Below are 26,090 nucleotides of genomic sequence, written 5' to 3' on the forward strand. Positions count from 1 at the left end.
AGATTAAAGCACAAAGGGACGGACAGTTCCCTAGGGCAGGTTAGCTACCGTAGAACTGTCGTCATTCAAATAACTTGATCCAAGAATAAACTCGTGGGGATATTTTAAGTTCTGCGTTCCGCCCAACCTAATTCCTTCTCAACAAGCAGCACACAATTTCAGTCCACGGACATAAATTTTGTTTGAGTTTTTCTGTCTTTGTGATAATTAATACAAAAACAATCACGAGCGCAATTGCCCCTATGTGTCCAGAAGGTTAACTTTTGCGAAAACTTTCTCCCCAAATCTCCGGTTTGGACGACCCTGTGCTCTGCACAGTGGGGTATAAGGCGCGCAAAAGCGATAAGCCCGCTTGGTTTAGCTTGTGCGTATCGCACCCTCTAAGGGACTTCTAAATAAAAAAAACATCCCATCGCTTGGAGTCTATGGGGCGGGCTGCGATGAAGGCGACGATGAAACGACTTCCAAATAAAAAAACATCCCATTGCTTGGAGGGTAGGGAGCACTGGAGCACAGGAGCAGGTAGAGGAAAAATCGTTTTGAGTCCAGAAACTGGATAATTTATTTTTTGGAGTTCCCTAATCGGAAATATGCCCTAAGTAGCCATCATGAGCTGCAATCCCAATGGTTTAGACCACTGTATATTTTTTATGTAGTTCTTTTTTTGTGCTTACCTACTTAGAGCCACGTACTTTACAAAGTTCACAAATCATTGATAATGGCGTACCTTATCAATCAAGCGCAGGAAGATATGGGGATTAATTATTTTGAATTCATCATTTAGAATGTTCTATTTCCCTTAATGAGCCTGAGAAGTTTTTTCTATCTCCAAATTTAGAAAGAAATGTTGTCCCCAAAACTTGAACATACTTATCATGATTGTGTTGGTTATGTACCAGTTCATAGCCTCTGTGAGCCAACATTTCAGCTTTTTGAGGATTGTTTAAAAGATCCTGAATTGCTCGCTTGAGCCCTATTGGATCATGAGGATTTACACCAATAGCAACACCTGAATCAATCAGATCACTAATCATTCCTGGTGAGCGAGTGATGATTACAGGTCGCCGACAAGCCATTGCTTCAAACACAGTGGTGAGTCCAGCGTTAAAATTATTCTCAAGAAGGCTTAAAACAACTATGTCAGAATCCCGGTAAAGCTGCAATAACTCGCACCACTCGTAAAAGCGAAACGACATATTACTTGGTGTGACTTTTGGAAATGCTCCTCTTGGTGCTCTTGTGCTGGGTGAAAAAGCACAAATCTTCACATCGACATCTAAGTCTTTAGTGGCATCAGCTAGAGTTGCATAGTCCCGTTTCTCTAAACCTCCACTACCAATAATTGGACGCGACTTGTTTGGTGAAACCGATCCTGGTGTGAAAAACGATAGGTCTGTACATACTGAAGGTAATAGACAAACTCGGTTTTGATTTAAATGCAGGTAGTGACTAAGGAATTCAGCCTGATTAGCGTTGTGTGTGACAAATAAATCAATTCGGTCAGCTAGTTGAAACAAGTTCAATGCTAGAGAAGTTCGTGGTCGATTAGAGTTGTGAACAAAAACAATAATTTTGGGTCGCTTGTGTCTAGCACCGCAAAGTGCGGCAATTGGAAAGCCTATGACTTCACCAGTGCAATATATAACATCATCCTCTTGAAGCTGTGAGGATAACTTGCGTGCTAAAGCCCAGTGTTCAGGACGACCAATAATCCTTGCACGCATTTTATCTATGGGCAGGACTGGCTCACCTGCTGGTTGATGAATGGTTGCCCCCAAAAGCTGAGTCAAATCCCATATTGCATGCCTAGGATTTTTTCCTGCTTGGGCATTTCGGGCGATCGCTTCTAAATCACATGAAGGGCATAAAGCTATATGGTATTTCAAGACGTTCATATCATGATTCAGGGATATTTGCTGGATATTAACACTGCAACGCGATTGTTAACCGATAAACTATGTTAACTGGCAAGAGCTTGCGCTCAAAACTTTTTAAACGCTTACGATCATATCCAGCCTTTGCTGATGACCAAGATATAATCAGCCAAGAATTGTTTACTAGTACACAACTTTTGTGGCTCCACATCCACTGCTACGATACGCACAAGCTAAAGCTAGCGGGCTTATCGCTAGTGAAGTTGCCTGCCACATTGGGAAAGAACCTAGTTGATTCCTAAGGATACTGCTGTTTGATTCTCTAATCAAGATATTAACTTTTGTCTTTACCAAATATCCTCATTTATAAAGTAAACATCAAGACTTTGTAGGTTGAGTGGAACCAAGTGGAACTCAACATTTAGTAGAGTTGTTGGGTATAATCCCCGATACGGGCACTTTCCAACCTACAAAATATTTTAAAGATTTACTTTATAAATGGCTTCCAAGCAGTGTTTTAATTGGTAAACCAAACCCCAAATAATTCCGAATGACTAAAAATAAAGCAAGTATAGCTATAAAAAATGCGGTAGTTTGAATATCTTGAGCAAAACAAGTAAGTTTTTCCTGCCAAAGGCCATAAAGATTGACTATGTACAAAGGCAAATCGCTGAGTGCAATCACGATAATTGCCCCCAGTTCCCCAAAACTGTAATATGCCAGAGGTACACCTAGAGTAATTATTCCAAATCGAGCAAAATTACTTTGAGCTGAATATAAGGGCTTGCTAATTGCCAATAGAGCAGGACTTATAGTATAAAACAGTAGAGAAAACCAGATGCCACTGCACAAAATTGGCATCATCCAAGTAGCTGCGGCATACCTTTTGTCATACAGTACAGTAATAATTAAATCACCAACAGTAACCAAGCTTGCTAATCCAATCGCACACCCTATTAGAATCACCCACCGTTGACGGATAATTTTTGCTTGCAAACTTGACCTTGGTAAGTCAGCTTGTTGGGAAATTGTAGGAAAAATGACTTTATAGCTAAGTTGTTTAATAACTTCTCGGGGTATGCTTGCTAGGGTATAGGCTACTGTATAAACGCCTAGCATTTCAAGTGACAGGATTTTACCCAAAACCAGGCGATCAGATTGTTCAGCTGCAAACATCAGTCCTGATGCAATGAACATCCACTTGCCAAAGGATAGAATTTCTTTAACAGCTTCTGGCTCCCATGCAAAGCGATTGGAGTATTTTGGTATTAACCAATAGCTGCTAACTAGTTTGTATATTGCTCCTATCACCATCCCAACAGCTAAAGACCAGACAGTTGGATAGCGCCAAACCAAGATACATAAGGTAGACAAAAAACTTGCTTGCAATAATAGGTCATATACAGCAAGTTTACCTAATTCCATCCGGCGATGAAGAGTATGTTGGCTAGTACAGCTAAATCCATCAAAAATTGCGTATAATAAACTGATAGGAATCAGCCACACTAAGCGTTGATCATTGTAAAAATTTGCCATTGGAAAGCTAACAAGTAAACAAACAATCCAAATGACAACACCACGAATAACTTGTATAGTCCAAGCAGTATTTAAAAAAGCAGGTTCATCACCTCGTTTACTATTAATTATATTTTGAGCAATGCCAACGTCTGAGAATAACTCAAGACCAACTCTTAGGGTCGTGACTAAAGCCATCAAACCAAAAATTTCTGGTTGAAGCAAGCGAGTTAGAATCAAATTATTCCCAAACCGTAGGATTTGAATCCCTCCAAAACCAATAATTGTCCAGATTGCACCACGGATAGCAAGCTTTTTTAGAGATGTCATAATTTATTTCATAAATTAGGTATGATTTGTAGTTCTTATAGAGCGAGTGATGCACTTTCTGATAATATAGTATGGCTACTTTAACTTCATACACGAATAACGCCCTTCTTCTTTACAAGCTTGACCTTTTGGCTCAAGTTGATGGATGGTTTTTCTACCAATTCCCACATAAGGGCGGCAAAGCCAACACTAGCAATGATTCCTAGTAATAAAGAAAACCCTTGGCTAAAAGCGCTATTGTGAAGCAGTTTAATACCGAGGAAAAATGCTGCTCCGTAGATAGCACTATGGGTCAGATACAGACTGTAGGAAATATGACCAAGAAATTGTAGCCCTCGCCACTTTAACCAAACTTGCATGCGATTGGCTCGTGCAACTTCGAGTATGAGTACGGCGACAATCACACACCCAATAGTAAATTGTGTTGATTTTACCACTCCAGCAGCCAACAACAGCGCTGAATAAGAGTAAAACAAGATAGGCTTCAACTTATCACGCCATGACCAGTAAGCAAACACCCCTAGCAAAAATCCATACCATAACGGCAAAAAGAAAAAAGGTCTGCTATTATCTCCAAGCAGACCTATAGGAAAAAGAGCAGCAAGGACTGCAGCAGGGACAAATACAACTGATCGAGCATAACGTAAATTCCACGAAGAATTAAGCCACTGTGCTAATCCTAAGAGTGCACAAAAGATTAAATAGAACTGTACTTCTATACACAATGTCCAGTAAACTTCGTTGATCTGTGGAAGTCGAAAAATATCTTGTAAATAGAATAGATGTGTCAGCAATCTCGGGAAAGATAAAGGCTCCTTTCCTGGCGCAAACGCCTCACCTTTGACATGGGAAGATAGGAATGCAAAAGCTAGAGCAACGACAATTGAGACATAATACGGTGGAGTTAGTCGAGCAAGACGACGCAAACTAAAACGTCCAAAGTAGGATAAGTCAATCTTTGCCTCACGTAGCGAGTGCGCAATCACAAAACCACTGAGAACAAAGAAGATGGCTACACCTAAGCCACCCCACTCAAAGACGCCAACGACAAGCCAGTGGGGCAAGGAGCTGGTTAATAAGGCAATACGCTCATCTAAAGGAGCATGGAATAAAACTACCCATAAAGCTGCAACACCCCGTAGGGCATCAAGAAAATAGAAATACTCTTTGGGCTTAGATGCTGAAGCTGTTGAAGTTGTTGATGAGACTTTGGGGTTCATTTCTACAAAAGCATTGGGAAATATTTTTTGGATGATATTAGCGCTACCTTTTTAACAGTTACCAGTTACCAGTTACCAGTTATCAGTTCCTGTTCACTGTTCAGTGTTCACTGTTTTAAGGAGGGTTACTAGATTCGTAACCAGATGTTGTTACGATCTGATATTCGTTCAGAAAAACTTGCTTTTGTTGATCATCAGGACGAATAGGTTCTAGTTTTCCTTGCAAGGCGCTAGTCATTAAACGATGCAGTCGTGCAACTTCATGGTGTATATTAAAGTCTTTTTCTACTTTGGTTCGACCTGCTTTACCAAATGCTGCTCGAAGTTTTTCATCATTCAGTAACTTTTCGATGCGCTGTGTCAAGGTAACAGTATCTCCAGGTGGAACAAGATACCCATTCACACCATCTTCTACCAACTCACTGACGCCTGCAATCTGGGTGGCTACCACAGGTACACCAGCCGCCATTGCTTCCATTAGTACAACTGGTATCCCTTCAGCAAAGCTGGACATTACGAAAATATCTGTTTGCTGAAAGTAATTGCGTACTTCAGCTTGGGATTTATAGCCAACGAAATTGACATTCTGATTTAATCCCAACTGAGTTGTCAAAAGTTCTAAATTTTGACGGTCTGGACCATCACCTACGACTGTTAATATGATGTCTGGATGCGATCGCCTTAAAGTAACCAAACTTTCTAGTAAAATAGGTAAACCTTTCGCTGCAGCCAGTCGTCCAACAAAAAGCAAGCGTTTTCCTGAGTCGTTATGGGAAACGACATCGAATAAAGCTGGATCCACACCACAATGAATGATATGCATTCGATTCCACCTTTCGGTGGATGCGAATATCATTCCTTGACTGCGAGCATAATGACTAATACAACAAACAAACAACGCTCGTTTGATTTTCTCGTCAAGTCGCCATTGATGTGGACGGAAGAAAATATAAGGACCGTGCAAGGTGAAGCTATAAGTAAAACCGCCCATTTCAGCGGCGATCATGGCTACGGTACCGCTAGCTTCTGCAATGTGGTTGTGTAGATGTACTATTTGTCTTTGTTTGATTTGTTTGGCAAGGATGCCTGCTTCCAAAAAGTAAAATAATTGATAGAACCCACCTCGCAACCCCGGTTGGCTGGTTGAGAATGCGAGCTTGATTGCTTGCAAGTATTTTTTTGGGGAAGCAAGGAGTAAATTGAGGTGCGCTAGCAGTAAGTTGATGAAATTGGGGGGAAGAATGTAGAAGGTGCGATCGCGCTCTAACTTCTGTTCCTCTCCCACTATATGTTCATCCCCTGTTCGGCGAACAGAGAATGTCTGGACGTCCACCCCCATTTTTCGCAAAGTTGTGACTTCTCGCTGGATGAAAGTATCTGTTGCTCTGGGATACTCACCAGTTAGGTAAGCTATACGCATGGTATTCAGCTTCCTAAAGGTTGCAACGAGGGTGTCGGCTGCGATACCTGCAACAATTCAGTATTGCTAAAACTGCGGTCAAGTGCGGTGTTCAGTGAATACCTGGGGTTCCAGTTCAAAACTTTTTTGGCACGGGCATTACTGTAGCTAAATAACTTAAACCGAGCATCCAGTATGATTGGGTTGAATATGCCAGGTAGCTTTGCTTGCCCATTCAGCACTTTTTTGTTGTAGATCCAGAATAACCAGGCGATCGCCCGCATCAATGTCCAATTGATCCGAATCATCCGGGGCAAAGAGTATTTGCGTTTCGCGAGTTCCTTGACATAAGCTCTTTGGGTGGGCAAATCGTCATCAATGATATTCAAAGTTTGACCAATAGCCTCTTCACGTTCTACTGCGCTGACAATCGCATTAGCACAATTTTCGACATATGTCAATGGCATCGTTGCATAAGCCCCGATTCGCAACCACAAATTGCCACTTAATTTTCCTCCAAGCAGGGTACTCCAGAGGTTATCTCGTCCATAAACTAATCCTGGACGAACAATTGTCACCTGTGCCTTGTGTTCTTGCTCAAATTCGCGAACAAGTTCTTCTTGAAGAATCTTGGTTTGGGCGTACTCATCCCGCTCAAGAGGATCGCACTCTACGAGTGTATCTTCCGTGATTGTTGTGCCAGAGGTTGTGCGAAGATAATCGTACACCGAGAAAGTGCTAATATCAACCAACCGCAGCACATTAGCTGAAAGCATGGCATTGAGCAAGTTTTCAGTAGCAATGACTGTGCCAGCAAAGCGTGTGTAAAAGTCGCCTTCTTTTGCGGCTGCCAAATGGATGACTGCGTCTACACTTTGGAGGGCGTCAACAATACCATTGGGCGAACGCAAATCGATACGGATCAGCTCTACATTTGGGTGATTGTGCCATGCTAGGCGCTTTTCATCACTAGATGGTCGCACAACTGCACGTACTTTATGTCCTTGTCGTAGTGCTTGGGCAACAACATATTGTCCGAGAAAACCGGACGCACCTGTTATCAATAATTTCATACGTGATTCACCTCCAATAGTAGGGCATTAATTAAGTGATGTGTACGCTCCATATCTTCAAAACTGATTGGTGGTTCCTTACCGTCGATGACTGCTTCGTAGGTTTTGTCTAAAAGTCGATGAATACCTTCATATGTCGTTTGTTGCATAATTTTGTTACGAAAATTCGTGAATGATGCTCCAATCAAATCGCATCCATTCAAAAAATGATTGATCAGCGGAGAGAGTTGTTCTCCAGCGCGAGGTATGACACAACGCAAATGCGGCTGAAACAAATCAGTTTCTGCATAGCCTTTTGAACCTCGTACCGTAACGGTAAAAGTCTTAGGTGGTGTGTGACAACTGAATCGAATCCGAGCGTGTGCTGAGCCTCCGATGACGATCGCATCAAGGTCATCATACCGGAACAAGTCTCCACCACCATGATTACTCCATACAGCACTAACGCGCTCAAAATCTGGTATGAAGCGCACCACCATTGAGCACAAGTGTGTCAGAAAATCATGGATAACCCCTGCAGGCATTTTATGAATGGGATTAGGCAGGTTTTCGTCTGCAAATGCTCCACCATCGCGAACCGGAAGTGCTATCCGGACTTCAACTTCCTGGACTTCACCCAAAGTCCCATCTGCAACTAATTTCTCAATCGCAAGGATTGGTTCGTTAAAACAGTAGTTTTGATTTTCAATCACCCAACGATTGTGAGACTGTGCAAAAGTCCAAAGTTCTTTAAATTCATCGTAAGTCGGTGTAATAGGCTTCTCACAGAACACGTGTACACCAGCTTCTAAGCAGTCCTTGGCAATCCGTTTGTGTGTGTGAGGCGGAGTCAGAATATGTACAATATCAGGCTTAACTTCATCGAGCATCTGGCGGTAATCAGTGTAAGCTGAGTCTGCACCGAAGCGTTGGGCTGCATATTTAGCAGAGACTTTTGAAAGGTCGCAAACACTGGCTAGATGTGCGCGTTCAGATTTGGAAATAAAACTGAGATGTTCTTTGGAGATTGCCCCTGTGCCAATGACGGCTGATTTAAGTTTTGTTACCATTGATACTTTATGAAATCAAAAAACTAAGTGTTTTGTAAGTTAATTTTGCCATGATTTTCGTTAAACATTGCGCGTAACTATAGATACCAATATACGGTAAAACAGAGATGAGCTTAACTGACTGAAGGCGCGCTTTTATATTCGACTAAGGTGCGCTGTCGTTTCAACAATCTATTGATGTGAAATTGGATTTGACCCAGTAATTTTGGGTATTTTTCTAACACACCACAGAACAGGGCGTAGAAAAGAGCATCTTTTTTCTCAAACCCTTTAAACCGTGCCAGTCGATACACTCTGTAACCTAACAAAGTATAAGCTATTAATAGTAATAGTATGCTTAATCCCCGAGTTGGCAATAAACTAGCAAGGGTCAACACAGGCAAAAGTAAACCCCATAACCAACTTCTTAAACTTTCTCTCACCCAATGGCGTTCGGGACTGCGACCATGTAGCCAAGCCCCCTCAGCATAAGCATGACCATTGCGAATCTCTCGTTTCCACCACTGACGGAAACGAGTGATTTGGGCGTCGTGTGATGTCATTTCTGCATCAATACGTAAAATTTTGCCACGAGCCTGACGCAGTCGCACACACAGTTCTGGTTCTTCTCCTGCAATTAATGTTGGATTGAAACCTCCCACTTTTTTGAATGCGATCGCTCGCATCATGGAGTCACCTCCACAGGCTTTTGCTTCACCTATTGGGGTGTTCCACTCAATGTCGCACAGGCGGTTATAAATAGAGTTAGTTGGGAATTCTTCTCGACGTCGCCCACATACGACCACAACATCAGGTTTCGCAACTAATTCATTTACAGCACGTTCCAACCATCCCTCTACAACCCGACAGTCTCCATCCACAAACTGGACGAATTCTAACTCTGGTTGTATTTGTAATAAGTGTTCAAACCCTGTATTTCTAGCACGGGCTGCAGTGAACGGAATAGACAAATCGAGTTCGATAACATGGACACCAAGGGAGCGAGCCAGTGCTACACTTCCATCTGTGGAGCCTGAATCAACGTAGACTACACTTGTTCCTTTTCCTATCACTGATCGCAAACACGCTTGCAGACGATTTCCTTCGTTGCGTCCGATGACAACAACTCCAATAGATTGCAAAGCTAGACCTCCTGTAATTATTATCTATTTAGACAAGTTTAAGTAACATGCAGATAGTTTTTCTGGTTCGGAATATTAATTGGTTGAATTGTCTTTCGTTGGCTCAAACTAAAAGCAACTGTTAGAAACAAAGTCCAATACACGTTTTCTCCACGTAACAAAATACTTTCTGTCACGTTATTAATGCTCAGGAAAGTGAGATAAGCTAATGGCCAAAGATATTCTAGATTTTTCGTTGCGTAACCTTGTTTTAATGCGCGAACAAAGGCTGTAAAATAAATAGTTAAAAAAAGTAAAAAACCAATCAACCCAAGATCAAGTGCTATATCAAGAAAACCATTGTGGCCATGAGGTGCAACCCAACCAGTACCTAGTGCTTGACCTGCTTCGATTGCATACGGACTTTTCGGTGCCCAAAATGCACCACGCCCGTAACCCAATAATGGTCTTTCCATTAATCTACCTAGTGCATAAGTCCATATGGGTGTCCTTCCAGTAAAAGTTGCGTCTCTTCCTAAACCAGTCAAGAGTTCTACCCAATAAGTTAAAAGTGGTACGATAATACATCCTAGAAGAAGAACTCCAATGTTTGTGAAAATGACGCTTATTTTTCCATGCCAACGAAAATTTTTATAAAACATTATTATAAAAATAAGTACAAAAGAGAGAACAAGAGAAGTTTTGGAAGTTGAAAGCAGCATCAATACGAGCGAAAAACCAAAACCAAACCATTTGTATAAAAAAGAGTTTTCTTTTGGTAGTGTAAAAAATGTTACTGAGCTTAAAACCATCATGCTTCCAAAGTTATTTTTGTGTCCATATACTCCCTTCCATGCTCCTGGATGACTTTCCATTGCATCACTTGCTTGATGTATACCAACGGAAGGTAACACAAAGGCAGCAATTATACTTAAGAAACATCCGATCAATAAAGTATTGGCGATGACTTGTACCTGCTGTTTCTGATTAAATCGTGTAGCAAAGTATAAGCTAAACGAGGTCATCATCAAGACATCTCTACTATTAAATAACGTAAAGTCTGGAAATTCTGACCAGAAGAATGATAGCAGAGCTATGACACTTAATATACAAAGTAATATGTTGTTTCTGCATGTAATGATTGTGTTTTTCCAGAAGACAGCAACCAGAAGGGTTGACATTCCCCAAACAAAGAATCTAATAAATGTGACAACTGCGCTTGACAGGACAAGACCTAGAGAATCTACACCAAATACGCCGGATAAAAAAGATAAGCCTAAAACAATAAAAGCTTTTTCAGCAATTCTTAGATATTTTTTCACAACTGTATATTGCTATACGCGGGTTTTACTTTATTTATTTAATACTAAATACATGTCATCATAAAATATGTCGGCTAGTTAAACATTTAAAAAGTGAATCCTGAATATTTCTGAATTAGGTCACTTCGCTGCTGATAAACAGTTTTTTCATCAAAAAACTGACCAGATAGTGCAGCCGATTGAATCAACCTACTTAATCTTGCTCGGTTTAAATTCAGTTCAATAACTAAGTCAGCCAGTTTTTGCCAGTCGTTCATGGGCACAAATGCACCACCTCCATATCGAGAGACGAGATCTTGGCAATAGGAGCTATCATAACCGACAATAGGACAACCGGAGACTATTGACTCAATCAGGCACCGAGGTGATTCTGGTGTTTTATGGCAGAAAAGAAAGATGTGATTTTCTCTCATCGTCTGCAAAATTTTGGTTTGGTCATCAACAAACCCAACTAAATTAACATGGTCAGCAATACCCAACTCTTGAGTTAACGACTTCATCTTCAAAAGAAGTGGTCCATCTCCAACCCAAGTGGCTTTGACATTAACACCAGCTTGACAAATCCGATGTATGATATGTAGCCAATCGAATGGTCCTTTCATGTCAGCTGCTCGTCCGACATAGCAAATCAGTAAAGGTTCATTAGACTTTAATGACTCGATTTTGAGGTCTATGCTTGATTCGTCAATTTGATCAGACTTTTTTGTATGAACATCGTAAATGCAATGGGGCTGTTTGCAAAAAGGTGAATATGCTTGATAGCAATCTTGCCCTTGAAAAAGTCCTAGGCTGCTTTGACGAATCAAGTATTGTTGATAGCGTTTCATCAATGGTAGCTGCAAAAATTCTTTAGTGCGGCTCACCAGAGGCAAACTTTGCAACGTTCGACTGATGACCTCATACTCAACGCGATCTAACCAAGCAGTATAAGGTCGTCCTAGCTTTATGGCTTCCAAAGCAGCAATTCCTCCCCAATCTCCAATAGGTCGAGCTATTACGAAACAAAGATACTGGTTTTGGTGTATTTTTTCTTGTAATAAGCGACGTGTTTTTGCATATACCTTTGTAAAGTCTCGCAACTTATATGCGTAGGGCAGTGGTACAAATTCTAGTTGGTCTGCACATGGCAAATCTGTGAGTGGTTGCCATACTGTTCTAGCAGTGGAAGACTCTTTTGTTACAGCTATGTGTTCTGGTAAGGAAGGACCAGCGATCACAACTCGCTCAAAATTTTCTGCCCAGCGAACCAAACCTGCGCAGGTTTGGTCATCCAACCCCAATTGACCGTCTATTTCCCGAAGCGGAACTGAATTTACTAGCAAAAGACTATTTTTTGGAATTTTATTCATAACGTTTATAGTCTCAACGCTTTGTATAATAACCCAAGTTGCTAGCTATCAAAAAGCATTTTTAGTTAAGTACAAATTTTTAATTTTTAGTATTTAGGGGTACTGAAAATAGCTTTTTTGTAAATTCAGATACCGTTCATGGACACGAATTAGCAACTTCACCTTAAGAACTCAACTAAGAATCTGTTGGATTAACTGAATCCCTTTCGGTACGAACCCACACGCTTTGAGGCTTGACTAAAAACTTGAAATAAACTGGAATTTTCCAGAGAATGTAAAAAGGAACAGTTAAAAGTTCGCGTAAAGGAAGGTCTTGTCGAGCGAACTTAGTCCAAGCTATTAGAATTGCAATGAGGAAACAAAGTCCAGCTGTGGCAACTATAACTGCTGGCATCCATGATGCTGCCAAAACCCCAAAAACCAAAGAAAGTGCCATAAGCACTAACCACATAACAACAAGCAGGGATAAAGGCGGTACACATAAATCCAAAACGCTCACCAACAAGTCGAACCTTTTTTGAAATACTGCTTGTTTAAGCAAGATGGGGACATAGGTCTGCATGATTTGTAAATGACCGTGATCCCAACGAGTTCTCTGACTTTTGGCAGCCTGCGACTGCTGTGGTAAATATCCAGTGACTTTTGCTTCTGGGCAAAACACTGGTCTGTGTCCAGCTAAAGTCAAGTCCAAGCCTAGTTTTAAATCTTCAAGAAGGTGAGAGTTGGCTAAATTAACTGAACGAATCACTGTCCAAGGGAAAGCCATACCTGTGCCAAGCAACGGGCAGGATTGTCCCAAGCGTGCTAATCCACGGGGACGAACTAAATTCCTGACGATGTTAGAAAATTGTGAAACAAAGTCTTTTGATGACTGTGAGTTTTTCGGTCTACTCATCAAGTAGGTGGCTTGGACAGGTGCCCTCAAGGCGATCGCACGCTGAGTCAACAGTGAAATTGCATCTGGTTCGACTGTACAGTCAGCATCAACAATCACAACCACATCAGGAGGAGCCGACTCCATAAACTCTAAGCCGTAATCTAAGGCGTATCCCTTGCCTTTTCGCTCAAGATCATGACGCTCAATAACTGTAGCACCTTTGGCACGAGCAATCTCTGCTGTTGTGTCACTACAATTGTCAGCAACAACAACCAAACTATCTTGTCTGTTTAAGGTTGGCAACAGTTTTTCGATTGTTGAGCCGATAACAATTTCTTCATTGTGGGCGGGAACCAAGACACTCACTTTGAGATCTTGGCTATTGTCTTTATTAATATCAGAAGTTATTCGCAATAGAGCCGCAGTACATTCAATTAAAAAAAATAGGCAGACAATAAACAGACCACTAGCGCTTACTAACAGAACAACATCAGTAAACGAAGCCATGAATTGGCTGATTGACATGGCATTGTTACCTCAAAGATGTGAATTGCCAACTTTTGAAGAATGAATGATTCTTGCAGGTATCCCAACTGCTGTTGCTCCTGCTGGAACATCGCTCAGAACCACAGCGTTAGCACCGATACTTGCGTTATCTCCAATACTGACGTTGCCAAAGATTTTCGCACCAGCACCGACATTGACACGTTTACCCAATTTCGGTGCATCAAGCGGGCGATCCAGGTAACGGTTGCCTAAAGTAACTCCTTGGCGAATAATACACTCATCTCCAATCGAGCAGTCTCCGTGAATGACTATTGCTCCTTGATGTTCAACAATCACGCGACGACCAAGTTCCACAGAGTAGGGTAGCTCTATTCCGTAATGATTCCGAACCTTGCGAAATAGCATTCGATAGAGAATGCTCAAAGGCGCTCGCAATAGTAGGGGTTTTATCTTCATCCGCCAAACTCCAAAACGGTGAATAGCCACTGCTCGGAATCCAGGCTTAGTCCAATCACGTCCGTGGGCGATCCAGTCTTCCTTAATCAGCTGCCAAAGACCATGAGAAGATTCTGCTTGGTCTGTATTGACCATCAAGTTTACTTGTACACCCATTGTTCATTCCCCATTCCAGTTTTTACTACATCCTGCTCTCCTCGAACGTTTGAATAGTAAAAGTGATTGCCAGATTCCTGCTTGAAGTTTACAGCGTTGGCAATCATTCCCAAAATCCTAGCCTCTGAACGTCCCAGCAACGATTTTGCTGCTGTGGCGCTTGCTGAATCCACAACACCTGGTCGAGCAACCAGCAATACTCCATCTGCCATTTTTCCTAAAACTGCTGCATCAGCAGTACCAGCTAAAGGAGGAGTATCAAACACGATCACATCGTAGCGATCGCAGAACGTTTCAATCAGAGTGGCCATGCGCTCAGAGTCAAGCAACCCAAGGGGATTTGGAGGTTGCACTCCAGCTGTGAGGACTGATAACTCTTTTGTCACTGTTTGCACAGTTTGCGGAAGTTGATCCTGACCAACAATCACATTGCTTAAACCGACTGAGTTTACCAGACCCCACAAGTGATGTTGCGATGGTTTACGCATATCTGCATCGACCAGGAGAACTCGCCGTCCCGCCTGAGCCAATACTGCTGCTAAATTGGCCGAAACTTCTGACTTTCCTTCGCCAGGTACAGAACTGGTGACTACAATGGTGCGAACTTTTCTATGGCTAATGAACTTCAGGTTTGCCTGGAGCATTTGATAAGCTTCATGAACCACTGAACGAGGAGAGGTTGCTACAATAATTCGGGCGGAGGCTTTGTCTGACATCAAGTTAACAGGAGATGATGTCTTCTTTGATTCAAACCTAGGAATTAATCCCAGCAAAGTATAACCGAAAAATGTCTCTGCTTCCTTAACCGTTTTCAAGGTTCTATCTATCAAGTCTACAAAGAATGCAGCTGCTGTACCCAGTAATAACCCGACAAATACACTGCCTCCTGCTAAAAGGAATGTTATTTTCGAGACAGATGGTTTTTTGGGAACCTGAGCCGGTTGAATTTCTTTAGCATTGCCAACAGTTTGCTTTTCTGCTACTTCGATTTCCTGTAGTCTGCTGACAAGATTTTCGTAGTTCTTTTGGGCGATAGATAACCTTCGCTCTAAATCTCCTTGCTTTTTCTCTAAATTTGGTAGGGCAGAAAGTCTCTGCTTATAACTTCCTTGAATATTAGACAATTCTTGTATCTTGCTTTCCAGACCCCGGCGTTGCGCTTGTATCAGTGCATATTGACTCGTCAGATTTTCCTTTATTTGCCCTATCTGCAATTTACCAGGAGCAACATTTCGTTGAGTTCCTAAAACTTGCTTAACTCCAGATGGTCCTAAAACCTGTTCAACCCGCTGTTGTAATAAAGCATTTAAAGTTATTTCTTTATTTTTTAGCTCAGTGATAGCTGGATGATCACTGGTGTAGCGTGCTTCGTCATTTGCTAGTTTAGTTTGTACCTTTTGTAACTCACTTAAAACTTCCTGTACGCCAGGTATCTGACTTATGGAAGTAATTTCTACAGCCTGAGAACCTGCCAAATTCAGTTGACTGCGGATTTTTTCTTCCTGAGCACTCGTATCTGCAAGCGCTGCCTTAGCTTGGTTGATTTGCTCATCTATGCTAGCCTCATTTTGAACAGCGGCGCTTGCCTCTTCTGAAAGCTCGATAATCTTATACCGAGTTTTAAACTCACGTAATGCCTCTGCTGCCTGGTTTAATTCTGCTCGAGCCTGTGGTATTTGCTTTTTGATAAATTCACCCGCAGCAACGACTTGAGTTCGATTAAACTCAATGTTCTTTGCTACATATGATTTCATCACCTGATTCACCACTGACGCTGTCAATTCGGGATTTCCTGAAGTGTAGGAAACCTTCAGTACATCTGTACCTACAATTGGTTCAACCTTGATTTGAAGCGACTCCGGACCCAGGGGGTTTCCTTTTTTATCTTTTAACCCTAGAGTATCAATAACCTGTTTTAAGATTGGCTCTGATTTCAAAATAACAGCTTGTGTTTCTAGAGGATTACCCTCCCGCATTAAAGATTCAAGATCGCCTATCTTTTCTCCCACTTTTGTCAGCGACGAGGTTCGATCTGATTTAAAAAGAAGCATTCCACTCGCCTGATATTCCGGTTTTTGCAGGAATATAAGAAACGACGAGAATCCTATCGAAGCTAGAAGGACTCCTACCACAATTGGCCAACGGCGTTTCAGAACCAGCCAGTATTTTTGAATTTCTACTTCTTCTTGATAGCCTCTAGTCTCCATAGAAGTTCCCTAATCATAGTTCAGTACGAGTTGTGAGCTAATGAATTCAATTTAATTATATAAACACATTAGCTTCATAGTATAGGCTATCTTTGCAACTCATCAAATATTATATTTTTAGCTTTATCATACGTACACAAAACTGATCGTTTGTGTACTGAAATATTAGCCATTGATCCATAAATTATTTGACTATTGCTATCTATTTTGACATGCTTTTGTTAAGCTGGCATAATAATCACCAAAACTATAACTTTATTTTTAAGTAGTTTCAAGCATTTTTAGAGTTTTATCTTTAAAGATACTGTAAAGTTTGCTGTTTTATTCATTAAGTGGGAAAAGTAAGAAAGGTATGTTTTGTGAGGCAATACTTTCACAAATAACATTCCAGTTAATTACTACAAACCTTTAAGTATTAACCACGATTACGAATACTATCTTCTAGACAATCACTACATTCAAATTTCATGACAATCTCTGATGTCCACATGTGTCAACACTCTTTAGGTACATCATACTAGGTTTACCAAAATTCCGTAAAATTTGATCAGACCAAAAACCGCCACCAAGCTGATACTTTGGTGGCGGTAGTTTCATGAAATACTTAGTAGGCACCTGCCTTACTAAAAACTACCTTGACAGTTTTCAGCAAAATTTGCAGATCCAACAATACAGACCAATTCTCTATGTAAGATAGATCTAATTTTACCCCATCTTCAAAATTATCGATATCCGAGCGACCAGACACCTGCCATAATCCTGTAATACCGGGTAAAACTTCTTGTCGGATAAAATGCTTTGTTTTGAATTTTTCTACATCTCTCATAGGCAGAGGACGCGGACCAACTAGACTCATCTCTCCAAGGAAAACATTAAACAGCTGGGGCAGTTCGTCTAAACTGTAACGGCGTAGGAATTTGCCTATCCGTGTGATCCGAGGATCGTCTTTCATTTTAAAAAGAACCCCATCCTTGATTTCATTCTTTGCTTCTAGCTTTGCTTGCAACTTTTCTGCATTGGCAACCATTGTGCGGAATTTCCAAATCTTGAAACTCTTACTATGCAAACCAACTCGATTTTGCTGGAAGAACACCGGTCCTGAAGAATCTAACTTAATCAGTGTAGCGATCACTACATAGACAGGAGACAGCAAAAGTAACAATATTGTTGAACAACAAAGATCAAAACTCCGCTTTACCCAAAAATCGCTGCCTGCAATGATAGGTGCAGGAATCGTCATGCAAGGAACTTCACCAATCATCCAAAATACGGATTTGGGATGACGAACTTGACCCTCTGTTGGCAGTATTCGTAGGGTAATGCCAGCTGTTTGGAAACGCCAGCAAACATAGAGACGATTCTTAATGGCGTTCCAAGAAACAAAAGCCTCTTCTATGCCTTGTGTGCGTAGATATTCAAAGGTTGTTTCTCGGTTCATCAGGTGCAAACTGCTGGAATCAGCAATTCTGTGTATGGTGTAGCAATTCTCTTTCTCTATTAATCGAATATGGCTGTCTTTGTCTTCTGGGTCTGTAATCAAAAAAACGGTATGGCGAATTGCTCCTCTACTACGAAGTAATTTAGTAGCTAGATCACAGATCAAGCGACCAGTACAGACGAAAACAACAGACAACAACCAAAAAAGTAGAAAAGTTGAGCGCGAGATGTAACTCTCCGGTTCGTAGAGAAAGGCAATCATCAACAGTAAAAGATCTGATAGTGTGACTGCTTTGATCAGACCAAGATAGTTACGACGATTGATGCCTGATTTGTATAGTCCTTTAGTGGCAATCACGCCTATTTCGACTGCCAAAATCAGTAGTAGAAAAGAGACTTTTTGTGTCCAAGGCGAATCTAATGGAGTACCATAAAAGACTGCCAACTTCCATGCAAAAGTCAAAAACAATACATCTGTACAACTAAGTGTTCCAACGCGCAGAAACTTGCTGGTTAATCCTTTCTGTATCCTGGTGCCATTTGCCGACCTTAAATCTGGCTTGAACTCTGTAACTGATAAAGATTTATATGCTGCCACGATAGTTTTGACCCCTGTAGTTGCACTTTACAAAATAAATTTCCTGGCTAGATGGAACCTTTTCAAGTGTTAGATTGAGCACATTCCTTTTTGAGTTTATCAAGTAATCAGAATTCGGAGTACTCTCAACTCTTGATACTTGAGAACGTAAAAAAAGTGTAATATATACACGTATCAGTTTAATATTGGGATGAGGTTCGAGAGCGTTTTCTGAACAATTTCATCAACTGTTGCTGTAGGACTCGATAAAAAAACAACGGATTACCCAGTACATAACGTTTCCACAAACGTTTTGGTTGTGTTGCTAATCTTGTTAACCACTCTAGACCACTACTAGTCATCCAGCGTGGACCTCTGGAGACAGTACCAGAATAAAAATCAAGACATGCCCCAAGAGGGAGAAAAACTTTTGTCTCTATTTTTTCTGAATTATTGAGAATCCAACGTTCTTGTAACGGCATTCCAAAGCCAATATACAAGATATCTGGTTTGAATTGGTTGATTTGTTGGATAACAAATTCATTTTCCTCACCAGACTTGTCAAAATAACCATGATGTCCTTTGACTCTTAAATTCGGTGCAATCACTTTGAGCTTAGCGATCGCTTGATCTACGGTTCCTGGCTCACCAGCAAGTAGGAACAAGGAAACATTTTCGCGATCGCAAGCTCTGGCAAAATCTTCTATATAATCTGGACAGGTCATGCGATGAGATGAATCAACACAGCCACCACAGAGTTTTGCTCCTAAGAGAACACCAAATCCATCGCAGAAAACTAAATCGGATTTATTGAGAAAGTCTTTATACCAAGGCAGTTCGTAGGCAAAATTCATTGCCCGAGTATTGACATGACCTATGATTGTTTTCTTCTTTAGTTTTGCGGCTTGGACAGCGTACTCGATCAGCTCATTAACTTTAATTTTATGAAACCTTGTTCCGAGTAAGGAAATTTCATCAAATTTTTGCATTTTAGATAGTTCCTTTTATATTGTTGAAATAGTTTTCACCCACACTCATAGCTTCAAGCCGTAAGTGCGCGTAAATTCAGATTGACATTCAAAGATCTCAAAAGCCCGCTCAAGTTGGGTCAGTTCAAAAATGAGTTTGATTGTGGGCGAAACACAGCAAACACTCAAGCGCCGACTTAAGCTTTGAGCCTTCTTCAGAGCAGCTATCAAAGCCATCAATCCAGCACTGTCTAAAGATTCTACTTGCTTGAAATCTACTAACAAGATGGAACAATGACGTTGTTCAATTGCTGTTGTTAGCTGCTGCTCAAAATCCAAAGCTTTTGTAGCATTTAAAGAACCTTGAGGTCGAATCACTACAATTTGTGGATTAGCAAGCATCTGTCCCATAATTTGAATTGAATAGGCAATTAAATTTGCAACACTTCACCCTTACGGGAACGCCCGTCGCTACCCAACGGGTGCGCCTTCTGGTTGGCGTCTACAAGTCGGGAAACCCGGACGCCAGTACTGGCAAGGGCGGACAGATGCGCGACTGTCGGGAAACCCTAACGGAGGTCGCTCATGGGGAGCCAGTGCGTTGCGGTTAATCCAGCGCTGCAGTCTTTGTTTCCCGACAGAGGCGACGGGCGTTCCCGGAGGGAGCTAGCACGGCGCAGGAGGTGACGACAACCGGCTGCGGGAGGGGAGCCACTGCTCGACTAGGGTTTCCCGGCTTCTTGCAAGAGCGTCTGGGCAGGAGTTAGCATGTGGCGTTTTCCCGACGGCCAGGTATCTGGTGAGACAGCACGGCGTAGTCCTTGTCTCCCGCTCTCGGGCGATCTGCGCTCAGACATGCCGTATCTCCTATGTCCTTCGGACACGCTTCGCGAACGGAGACGCTGCGCGTTCGCCGTAAGGCGTGCGCTTTGCGCATACGGCGATAGCCGTGGCGTCAGCCATAGGCATACCCGAAGGAGGTTGGGGTTCCCAAGGACGGTGCCACCTGGCGTGGAAACCCCAAGATCGCGCTGATTCACAATGCAAGGCTTTCAGAAAAATTCCACAACTGGTCTTCAACCACATTTTTACATCCACCATAAAGGTTCTTGGTCAACGTTTCGGGGCTTTATCAAACGCTCTTGCGATCGCATTCAATGCCAGTTTGGATTTGAAGTTTAAGTCGAGTGGCAAAGGACGTACTGGTGCACGATCTGAACGGGAACCAAACGTTGAAAGCCAAGAGTATCTGTCGCTCAATCCCCAAGTTAAGACGGCAATCACTGCTCGCTCATCTAGCACTACCGAAAGATAGTCTTCGTATTTAGCAGCGACAATGCGATCGCGCACAACGGTATCCAAAGGTAATTTTTGGTCTGTTACATCTAGTTCGCTAATGATAATCTTCAGACCAAGACTCGCCACGTTAGACAGAAAATTTCGTAGTTTTTTGGGATTCAAGGAAGCCTGACCTAACAAGTGAGATTGAATACCCAGAGCATGAATCGGTGTCCCTCTAGATTTCAGACGTTCTAGAAGTTTCAGAACAGCAGTTCTTTTCGCTTCATATTCAGAACCATTATGCTCCAGTCCATTCTCGTTGTAGACCAACATGGCTTTGGGATCAGCTTCCGCCGCAACTCGATAGGCAAGCTCTATGTAATCTGGACCTAGAAACTTGAGCCACGGAGTTTGTCGTAAACCTGATTTTAGTCCATCATCTGGTTTAATAGCCTCATTCACCACATCCCAAGAGTGTATTTTACCCGCGTAGTGTTTAGTTACAGTTGTAATATGTTCCACAAAAAATTTTTCTGCATTTTGGCGGTTAACGACTTCCTTGAACCAGTCAGGTAGTTGCTCATGCCAGACTAAAGCATGTCCTCGAAAAAGCATATTATGAGCGCGGGCAAATCCAGCTATCCAATCTGCTTTACTAAAGTCAAACACGTCTGGACGAGGTCGCACAAATTGCCACTTGAGCTCGTTTTCTGGTGTCAGGATACCGCACTGGCGAACAACGTTAGCCTGAAAAATCTTGTCTGACACAAGAACATTTTGTCCACAGGCGACTCCATAAATTAGTCCTTTTGCTGCCGCACGCTTGTTTAAGGAAGCAAGTCCCGCTACTTGAAAATCTCTTTTTGGGTTATCTAATGCATGCCTTAAGTACATTGGGTTACTATTTTTCACCGCTGCCAGAGCAGTGGCTCCTGTCAAACCTGATAGACCAATGTACAAAAAACGACGCCTGCTTTGTGACGAGTTTTTGAACATATAGATAAATGTAACCGAAACCAGGGATATTTGAATCTTGAACTCAAATTGCTAGTTAGTAATTAACAGGCTAGTAGTCATCATAACCTCTCCTAAAATGTGTTTATAGGAGAATACACTTGATACCACATTTTATCAGCCTTAGTAGGCAATAAGCTACCAATTCTTGCGAACTGAATATCTAAAGAATTCGCCACTTATTTTTTGGTCACTCAGAAAGTTACAGCTAAGCCATTTTCAAAGTATATCTACAATATCTCAAACTTAGTTTTTTAATTTTCTTCTTTCGAACGGAATCATCTCAAAAACTTTTCTGATAACAGATTCCAATAATTTTTCAAACCTTGTTGCGTTTCCGCTCATCATACAGCATATATCATTTTATTGGCAAGTACCTATCTTGGTTATTTATCATACAGCATCGTATCTTTGTTAGACAATCAACCTGCTTAATTTTATAATTGAATTAAGATGATTCTTTTATCTTATAATTGCTACCTCAAATAACTACTTTCAAAATGAAATAGTGGGAAAAGTAATAAAAGTAGGTAATTTACTTACTTCATCAATCTATTTTTTAGAAAAAATAAATTATTCCCTAGATTTTCGCTAAGAAATTTGAGTCATCAATCATTAGTATCAATAAGCACGATAGTCAAAAGTTGTTCTTTATACAGAATTATTTGAAATACCCATGATGTGGAGCAGTAAAGACTTTACTTTGGTGGTTTATAGCATTAGTTTTGATTGGTTTGTGTATCCTGAAAATACTGTAGAACTTTCGGATGCAAAATCTTTACAACCCAGCAGAATGAATGCGACAAAACACCAGGTATATGGAAAATTTTGTACAAATGCCCAATGATAAGTTTTTAGTAGTTCCATTTCATCAGAAGCCCTCAGTTCTATTTGTGGGTGGGATGATATTCTCTTTTATGAAGTGCAACATCATAGATATTTAGTATCGTCCCCATAAAGAATGGGCTTTCCTATCGTCCTTGCTGATAAATCATCCTAAGGATAAGAAAAATATGTAGAACTTTAGCTGATAAATCGACGAAAGTACATGATTCAGACAGTACCACCAAGCAGCATACCTTTTTACTTAGATTTATCTATTGACTCTGAATATACCCTGAGATACATATATTTACTCTCTTTATTTGCTAATTTATGTTTCTAATTAGAATACTCTCAACATACTAAAAACACTTAATATTGTATTTGTCCTCATGTTTGCTCCTAAAACTGATGGTGTTAGTTGCTTATAACATAGAATGTTTTCGTATGATCCAGCCATTATTGACTTATAGACAGTATCTGCCAACACATTTTTCTATAAACTAAAACGCTGCTATAGCTCTTTGAAATTACTTATTTTTACAACAATAGCTGGGAGACTTATGGACATAACTGAACAAATACACTCCAAGAAGTATAAGCTTGACAAACAAAATACATAGAAGATAAAAAAGGAAAACGTGAACTAAAATTTCATTCAAGTTTTACGCTAATAATATTTTGTTTTTCTTGGTATATTATAATAATTTCATTAAGTCAAGCGTGCGCTTTAGTATAATTGACTGCTGAGATCTTCAGTCTACTACACCTTCAGATTATCAAATGAACCGTTACACATATCAAGTCGGTGGTAGTCTAACCATTAATGCTCCTAGCTATGTAGAACGACAGGCTGACAAGCAACTTTATGAAGCTCTCAAAGAAGGTGAATTTTGCTACGTTCTTAACTCTCGGCAAATGGGCAAGTCCTCGCTTCTAGTTAGAACTCGGCATCGCTTACAACAAGATGGCTTTAAATGCACGACTGTGGATATGACCAACATTGGTTGTGAAAATATTACCCCAGAGCAGTGGTATAAGGGAGTTGTTGCTGAGTTATGGCTGGGTTTCAAGCTTTTAGGAAAATTTAACTTAAAAGCTTGGTGGCGAGAGCAGGAAGATCTCTCTGTACTTCAAAGGCTAAGCCGGTTTATTTCTGAAGTCCTGTTAGTTCAATTTCCAAAAGAAAGACTGTTTATTTTTATTGATGAAGTTGATAGTATCAAGAGCCTTGATTTTTCTGTTGATGACTTTTTTGCGTTCATTCGGTTTTGCTACAATCGCAGAGCAGTCGATCCAGAATATAATCGTATTACGTTTGTCATTTTTGGAGTAACAACACCATCAGATTTAATTCAAAATCCAAAGCGAACTCCTTTTAATATTGGAAAAGCTATAGAACTGAATGGTTTTACACTGAGTGAAGTGGAGCCATTGGTAAAAGGATTAGCAATTGAGCAAGGTAATGCTCAGACAATTCTTAGAGAAATCTTATCTTGGACAGGGGGACAACCTTTTCTGACACAAAAACTGTGTCATTTGGTACAAAGTTCAAGTCAAGATTCAGTGAGTCAAAGGCTGATCGTTCCCCCTGGGACTGAGGCTTTTTGGGTAGAAAGTATTGTGAAATCACGTATAATCCACAAGTGGGAATCTCAGGATCAGCCAGAACACTTGCGGACGATTAGTGATCGCCTGCTCGCTAATGAGCAAGTCGCAGGGCGTAACTTGGGAATATATCAACAAATTCTGGCTGGGGAAGACATACTAACCAATGATAGTCGAGAACAGATTGAACTTCTTTTGTCAGGTTTGGTGATCAACGATCAGGGATATCTGAGGGTGAAAAACCCAATCTATCAAATAGTCTTTAATTCAGAATGGGTTGCTCTACAAATGGAACATTTGCGCCCTTACGCGCAACGCTTTAAAGCTTGGATGACTTCAAATCAGAAAGATGAGTCCCAACTTTTGGTGGGGATAGAATTGCAACAAGCATTAGCTTGGTCCAAAAATAAAAGGCTCAGTGACTTAGATTATCGCTTTCTGGGTTCTAGTCAGGAACTGGCAAAGCGACAAGTTGAAACCGATTTAGCTGTAGAAAAACACGCACGACAAATTGAACGAGAAAAAGCTCAATTTGCCGTACTTGCTGCCCAACAAGCGAATCGAATATTAGCAAACGCACGCAAAGCAGCAAAACGAAAAGCCCAAAAGCTACGTCTGAGTAAGTGTTGGATGGGATGTATTGGTGGGGGAGTTGCCAGTTTTGTGATTCTTGTATGTTTGACCGGACTACTACAAAGGATGGAGTGGTCAATGCTAGATTGGTTTTTTCAGGCGCGTCCTCCAGCAGCAGTTGACCCCCGTATTACTATAATTACAATTGATGAGCCAGATATTAAGCAAATAGGTCAATTTCCTGTGTCGGATCAGGTGATTGCTCAAGCAATCCGGACAATAAAAAGCTATAAACCTAGAGCGATCGGGCTGGATTTGTTTCGAGATTTCCCGATAGAACCTGGTCATCAGGAATTAGTAGAAGTTTATAAAACAACTGAGAATCTAATTGGTATTGAAAAGGCAGTGGGTAGTCAGGTGGCTCCACCACCAACTTTAGCCCAATTAGGTCAGGTTGGTCTTGCTGATCAGGTTTTAGATGCAGATGGCAAGTTGCGTCGAGCGTTGCTTTCAGTTCAACTGGAAAACTCTTCATTACACCTTAATCTTGGTTTGCAGCTAGCACTTCGCTATCTAGAAGCTGAAGGTATCACCCCTCAACCTCAGACCAACAATCGCGACCAAATTCAGCTTGGCAAAGCAGTGCTTGTTCCCTTTCAACCCAATGATGGTGGCTATGTCCAGGCTGATGCTGGAGGGTATCAAGTTTTGCTTAACTTTCATGGTACAGAGCAAAACTTTGAGACCTTCTCAATAATAGATTTGTTAGCAAATAAGATACCACAAAACAAGATGCGCGATCGCGTTATCCTCATTGGCTCGACTGCCCAGAGCGTCAAGGATATGTTTCAAACACCCTATAGCAGTCATAATTTTGCTTCTCTAAAACAAATGCCAGGGGTGATGATTCACGCCAATATCACTAGCATGATTTTGAGTGGTGCGCTCTCTGGGCGACCCCTGCTAAAAGTTTGCTCGAAACCAGTGGAGTGGCTTTGGATTTTGCTTTGGTGTGGTGTGGGAACTGCGCTAGCTTGGCAAATAAAGTCACCTAAATCTATAGTTACTAGCGTTGCTATTGCGGAGGGAGGACTTATAGGAATTACTTACCTAGCTTTTTTACAAGGTTGGTGGATTCCTGTTGTTCCCCCGATGATTGGATTTGCTATTGCTGCAGTGACTTTGCCAATAGTCACTCATAGGCAATCTGAAAAAGCTCAACTTTACCAAACTGTAGAGCTGTTAGTTGCTATTTCGCGTCAGGAACCTGCGGTCGGACAGATTGCTCTTGAGTATCTCAAACAAGCTGAAAGCTCAGATAATCAGGCATTAATTGAGCAAATACTTCGCCAAGAGTTTAACTAAACCTTATCACT

The 26,090-nt window shown here is 41.2% G+C and carries 19 protein-coding genes; 2 read left to right on the forward strand and 17 right to left on the reverse strand.

Annotation, left to right across the window (positions count from 1 at the left end):
- Positions 1-776: 776 nt before the first annotated feature.
- The 15 genes from DP114_RS02500 to DP114_RS02570 form a co-directional block, all read right to left on the reverse strand.
- On the reverse strand, positions 777-1,895 hold the full coding sequence (locus DP114_RS02500; RefSeq protein WP_246163038.1) for a glycosyltransferase family 4 protein: 1,119 nt from the start codon (positions 1,893-1,895) through the stop codon (positions 777-779).
- A 471-nt stretch (positions 1,896-2,366) separates the two neighbouring features.
- Positions 2,367-3,719 (reverse strand): oligosaccharide flippase family protein, encoded by a 1,353-nt coding sequence (locus DP114_RS02505; protein ID WP_169263091.1) that lies wholly within the window; start codon positions 3,717-3,719, stop codon positions 2,367-2,369.
- A gap of 86 nt (positions 3,720-3,805) precedes the next feature.
- Positions 3,806-4,939, reverse strand: coding sequence for an acyltransferase family protein (locus DP114_RS02510; RefSeq protein WP_171975357.1), 1,134 nt, complete (start codon positions 4,937-4,939; stop codon positions 3,806-3,808).
- A 115-nt stretch (positions 4,940-5,054) separates the two neighbouring features.
- Positions 5,055-6,359, reverse strand: a complete 1,305-nt coding sequence (locus DP114_RS02515) for a glycosyltransferase family 4 protein (RefSeq protein WP_169263089.1) — start codon at positions 6,357-6,359, stop codon at positions 5,055-5,057.
- Positions 6,360-6,364: 5 nt separating this feature from the next.
- Positions 6,365-7,411, reverse strand: coding sequence for an NAD-dependent epimerase/dehydratase family protein (locus tag DP114_RS02520; RefSeq protein WP_171975358.1), 1,047 nt, complete (start codon positions 7,409-7,411; stop codon positions 6,365-6,367).
- The gene (locus DP114_RS02525; RefSeq protein ID WP_171975359.1) at positions 7,408-8,460 is read right to left on the reverse strand and encodes a Gfo/Idh/MocA family protein; all 1,053 of its coding nucleotides are present in this window, start codon (positions 8,458-8,460) and stop codon (positions 7,408-7,410) included. Before DP114_RS02525 ends, DP114_RS02520 begins: the two co-directional genes overlap by 4 nt.
- 113 nt (positions 8,461-8,573) lie before the next feature.
- Positions 8,574-9,581: a glycosyltransferase family 2 protein gene (locus DP114_RS02530; protein ID WP_171975360.1), complete on the reverse strand. Its 1,008-nt coding sequence runs from the start codon at positions 9,579-9,581 to the stop codon at positions 8,574-8,576.
- 38 nt (positions 9,582-9,619) lie between these two features.
- Positions 9,620-10,882, reverse strand: coding sequence for an O-antigen ligase family protein (locus DP114_RS02535; protein WP_171975361.1), 1,263 nt, complete (start codon positions 10,880-10,882; stop codon positions 9,620-9,622).
- Between the two features lie 86 nt (positions 10,883-10,968).
- Positions 10,969-12,231 (reverse strand): glycosyltransferase, encoded by a 1,263-nt coding sequence (locus tag DP114_RS02540; RefSeq protein WP_169263084.1) that lies wholly within the window; start codon positions 12,229-12,231, stop codon positions 10,969-10,971.
- 175 nt (positions 12,232-12,406) lie between these two features.
- Complete coding sequence (locus DP114_RS02545; RefSeq protein WP_171975362.1) at positions 12,407-13,633, reverse strand: glycosyltransferase family 2 protein; 1,227 nt, start codon at positions 13,631-13,633, stop codon at positions 12,407-12,409.
- 12 nt (positions 13,634-13,645) lie between these two features.
- A complete protein-coding gene (locus DP114_RS02550; RefSeq protein ID WP_169263082.1) occupies positions 13,646-14,227 on the reverse strand; it encodes a serine O-acetyltransferase in 582 nt (193 codons plus the stop codon).
- A complete protein-coding gene (locus DP114_RS02555; RefSeq protein WP_171975363.1) occupies positions 14,212-16,434 on the reverse strand; it encodes a GumC family protein in 2,223 nt (740 codons plus the stop codon). Before DP114_RS02555 ends, DP114_RS02550 begins: the two co-directional genes overlap by 16 nt.
- A 604-nt stretch (positions 16,435-17,038) precedes the next feature.
- Positions 17,039-18,469 carry a sugar transferase gene (locus DP114_RS02560; RefSeq protein WP_171975364.1) on the reverse strand — a complete coding sequence of 477 codons (1,431 nt, stop codon included), beginning with the start codon at positions 18,467-18,469 and terminating at the stop codon, positions 17,039-17,041.
- A 179-nt stretch (positions 18,470-18,648) separates the two neighbouring features.
- On the reverse strand, positions 18,649-19,437 hold the full coding sequence (locus tag DP114_RS02565) for a WecB/TagA/CpsF family glycosyltransferase (protein ID WP_169263079.1): 789 nt from the start codon (positions 19,435-19,437) through the stop codon (positions 18,649-18,651).
- A 45-nt stretch (positions 19,438-19,482) separates the two neighbouring features.
- Positions 19,483-19,827 carry an STAS domain-containing protein gene (locus DP114_RS02570; protein ID WP_171975365.1) on the reverse strand — a complete coding sequence of 115 codons (345 nt, stop codon included), beginning with the start codon at positions 19,825-19,827 and terminating at the stop codon, positions 19,483-19,485.
- Between the two features lie 8 nt (positions 19,828-19,835).
- On the opposite strand from DP114_RS02570, the gene DP114_RS02575 reads away from it, so the two are divergent.
- Positions 19,836-20,027, forward strand: a complete 192-nt coding sequence (locus DP114_RS02575; RefSeq protein WP_169263077.1) for a hypothetical protein — start codon at positions 19,836-19,838, stop codon at positions 20,025-20,027.
- 111 nt (positions 20,028-20,138) lie between these two features.
- Here the strand turns inward: DP114_RS02575 and DP114_RS35655 are convergent, their stop codons facing one another.
- Both DP114_RS35655 and DP114_RS02580 read right to left on the reverse strand, forming a co-directional pair.
- A complete protein-coding gene (locus DP114_RS35655) occupies positions 20,139-20,273 on the reverse strand; it encodes a hypothetical protein (protein WP_256379333.1) in 135 nt (44 codons plus the stop codon).
- 256 nt (positions 20,274-20,529) lie between these two features.
- A complete protein-coding gene (locus DP114_RS02580; RefSeq protein ID WP_169263076.1) occupies positions 20,530-21,693 on the reverse strand; it encodes an endo-1,4-beta-xylanase in 1,164 nt (387 codons plus the stop codon).
- A 1,623-nt stretch (positions 21,694-23,316) separates the two neighbouring features.
- Here DP114_RS02580 and DP114_RS02590 point away from each other — a divergent pair.
- Positions 23,317-26,079: a CHASE2 domain-containing protein gene (locus DP114_RS02590; RefSeq protein ID WP_169263075.1), complete on the forward strand. Its 2,763-nt coding sequence runs from the start codon at positions 23,317-23,319 to the stop codon at positions 26,077-26,079.
- Positions 26,080-26,090: the final 11 nt, after the last annotated feature.

It is taken from the genome of Brasilonema sennae CENA114 (genome assembly GCF_006968745.1).
Classification (GTDB): Bacteria; Cyanobacteriota; Cyanobacteriia; order Cyanobacteriales; family Nostocaceae; genus Brasilonema; species Brasilonema sennae.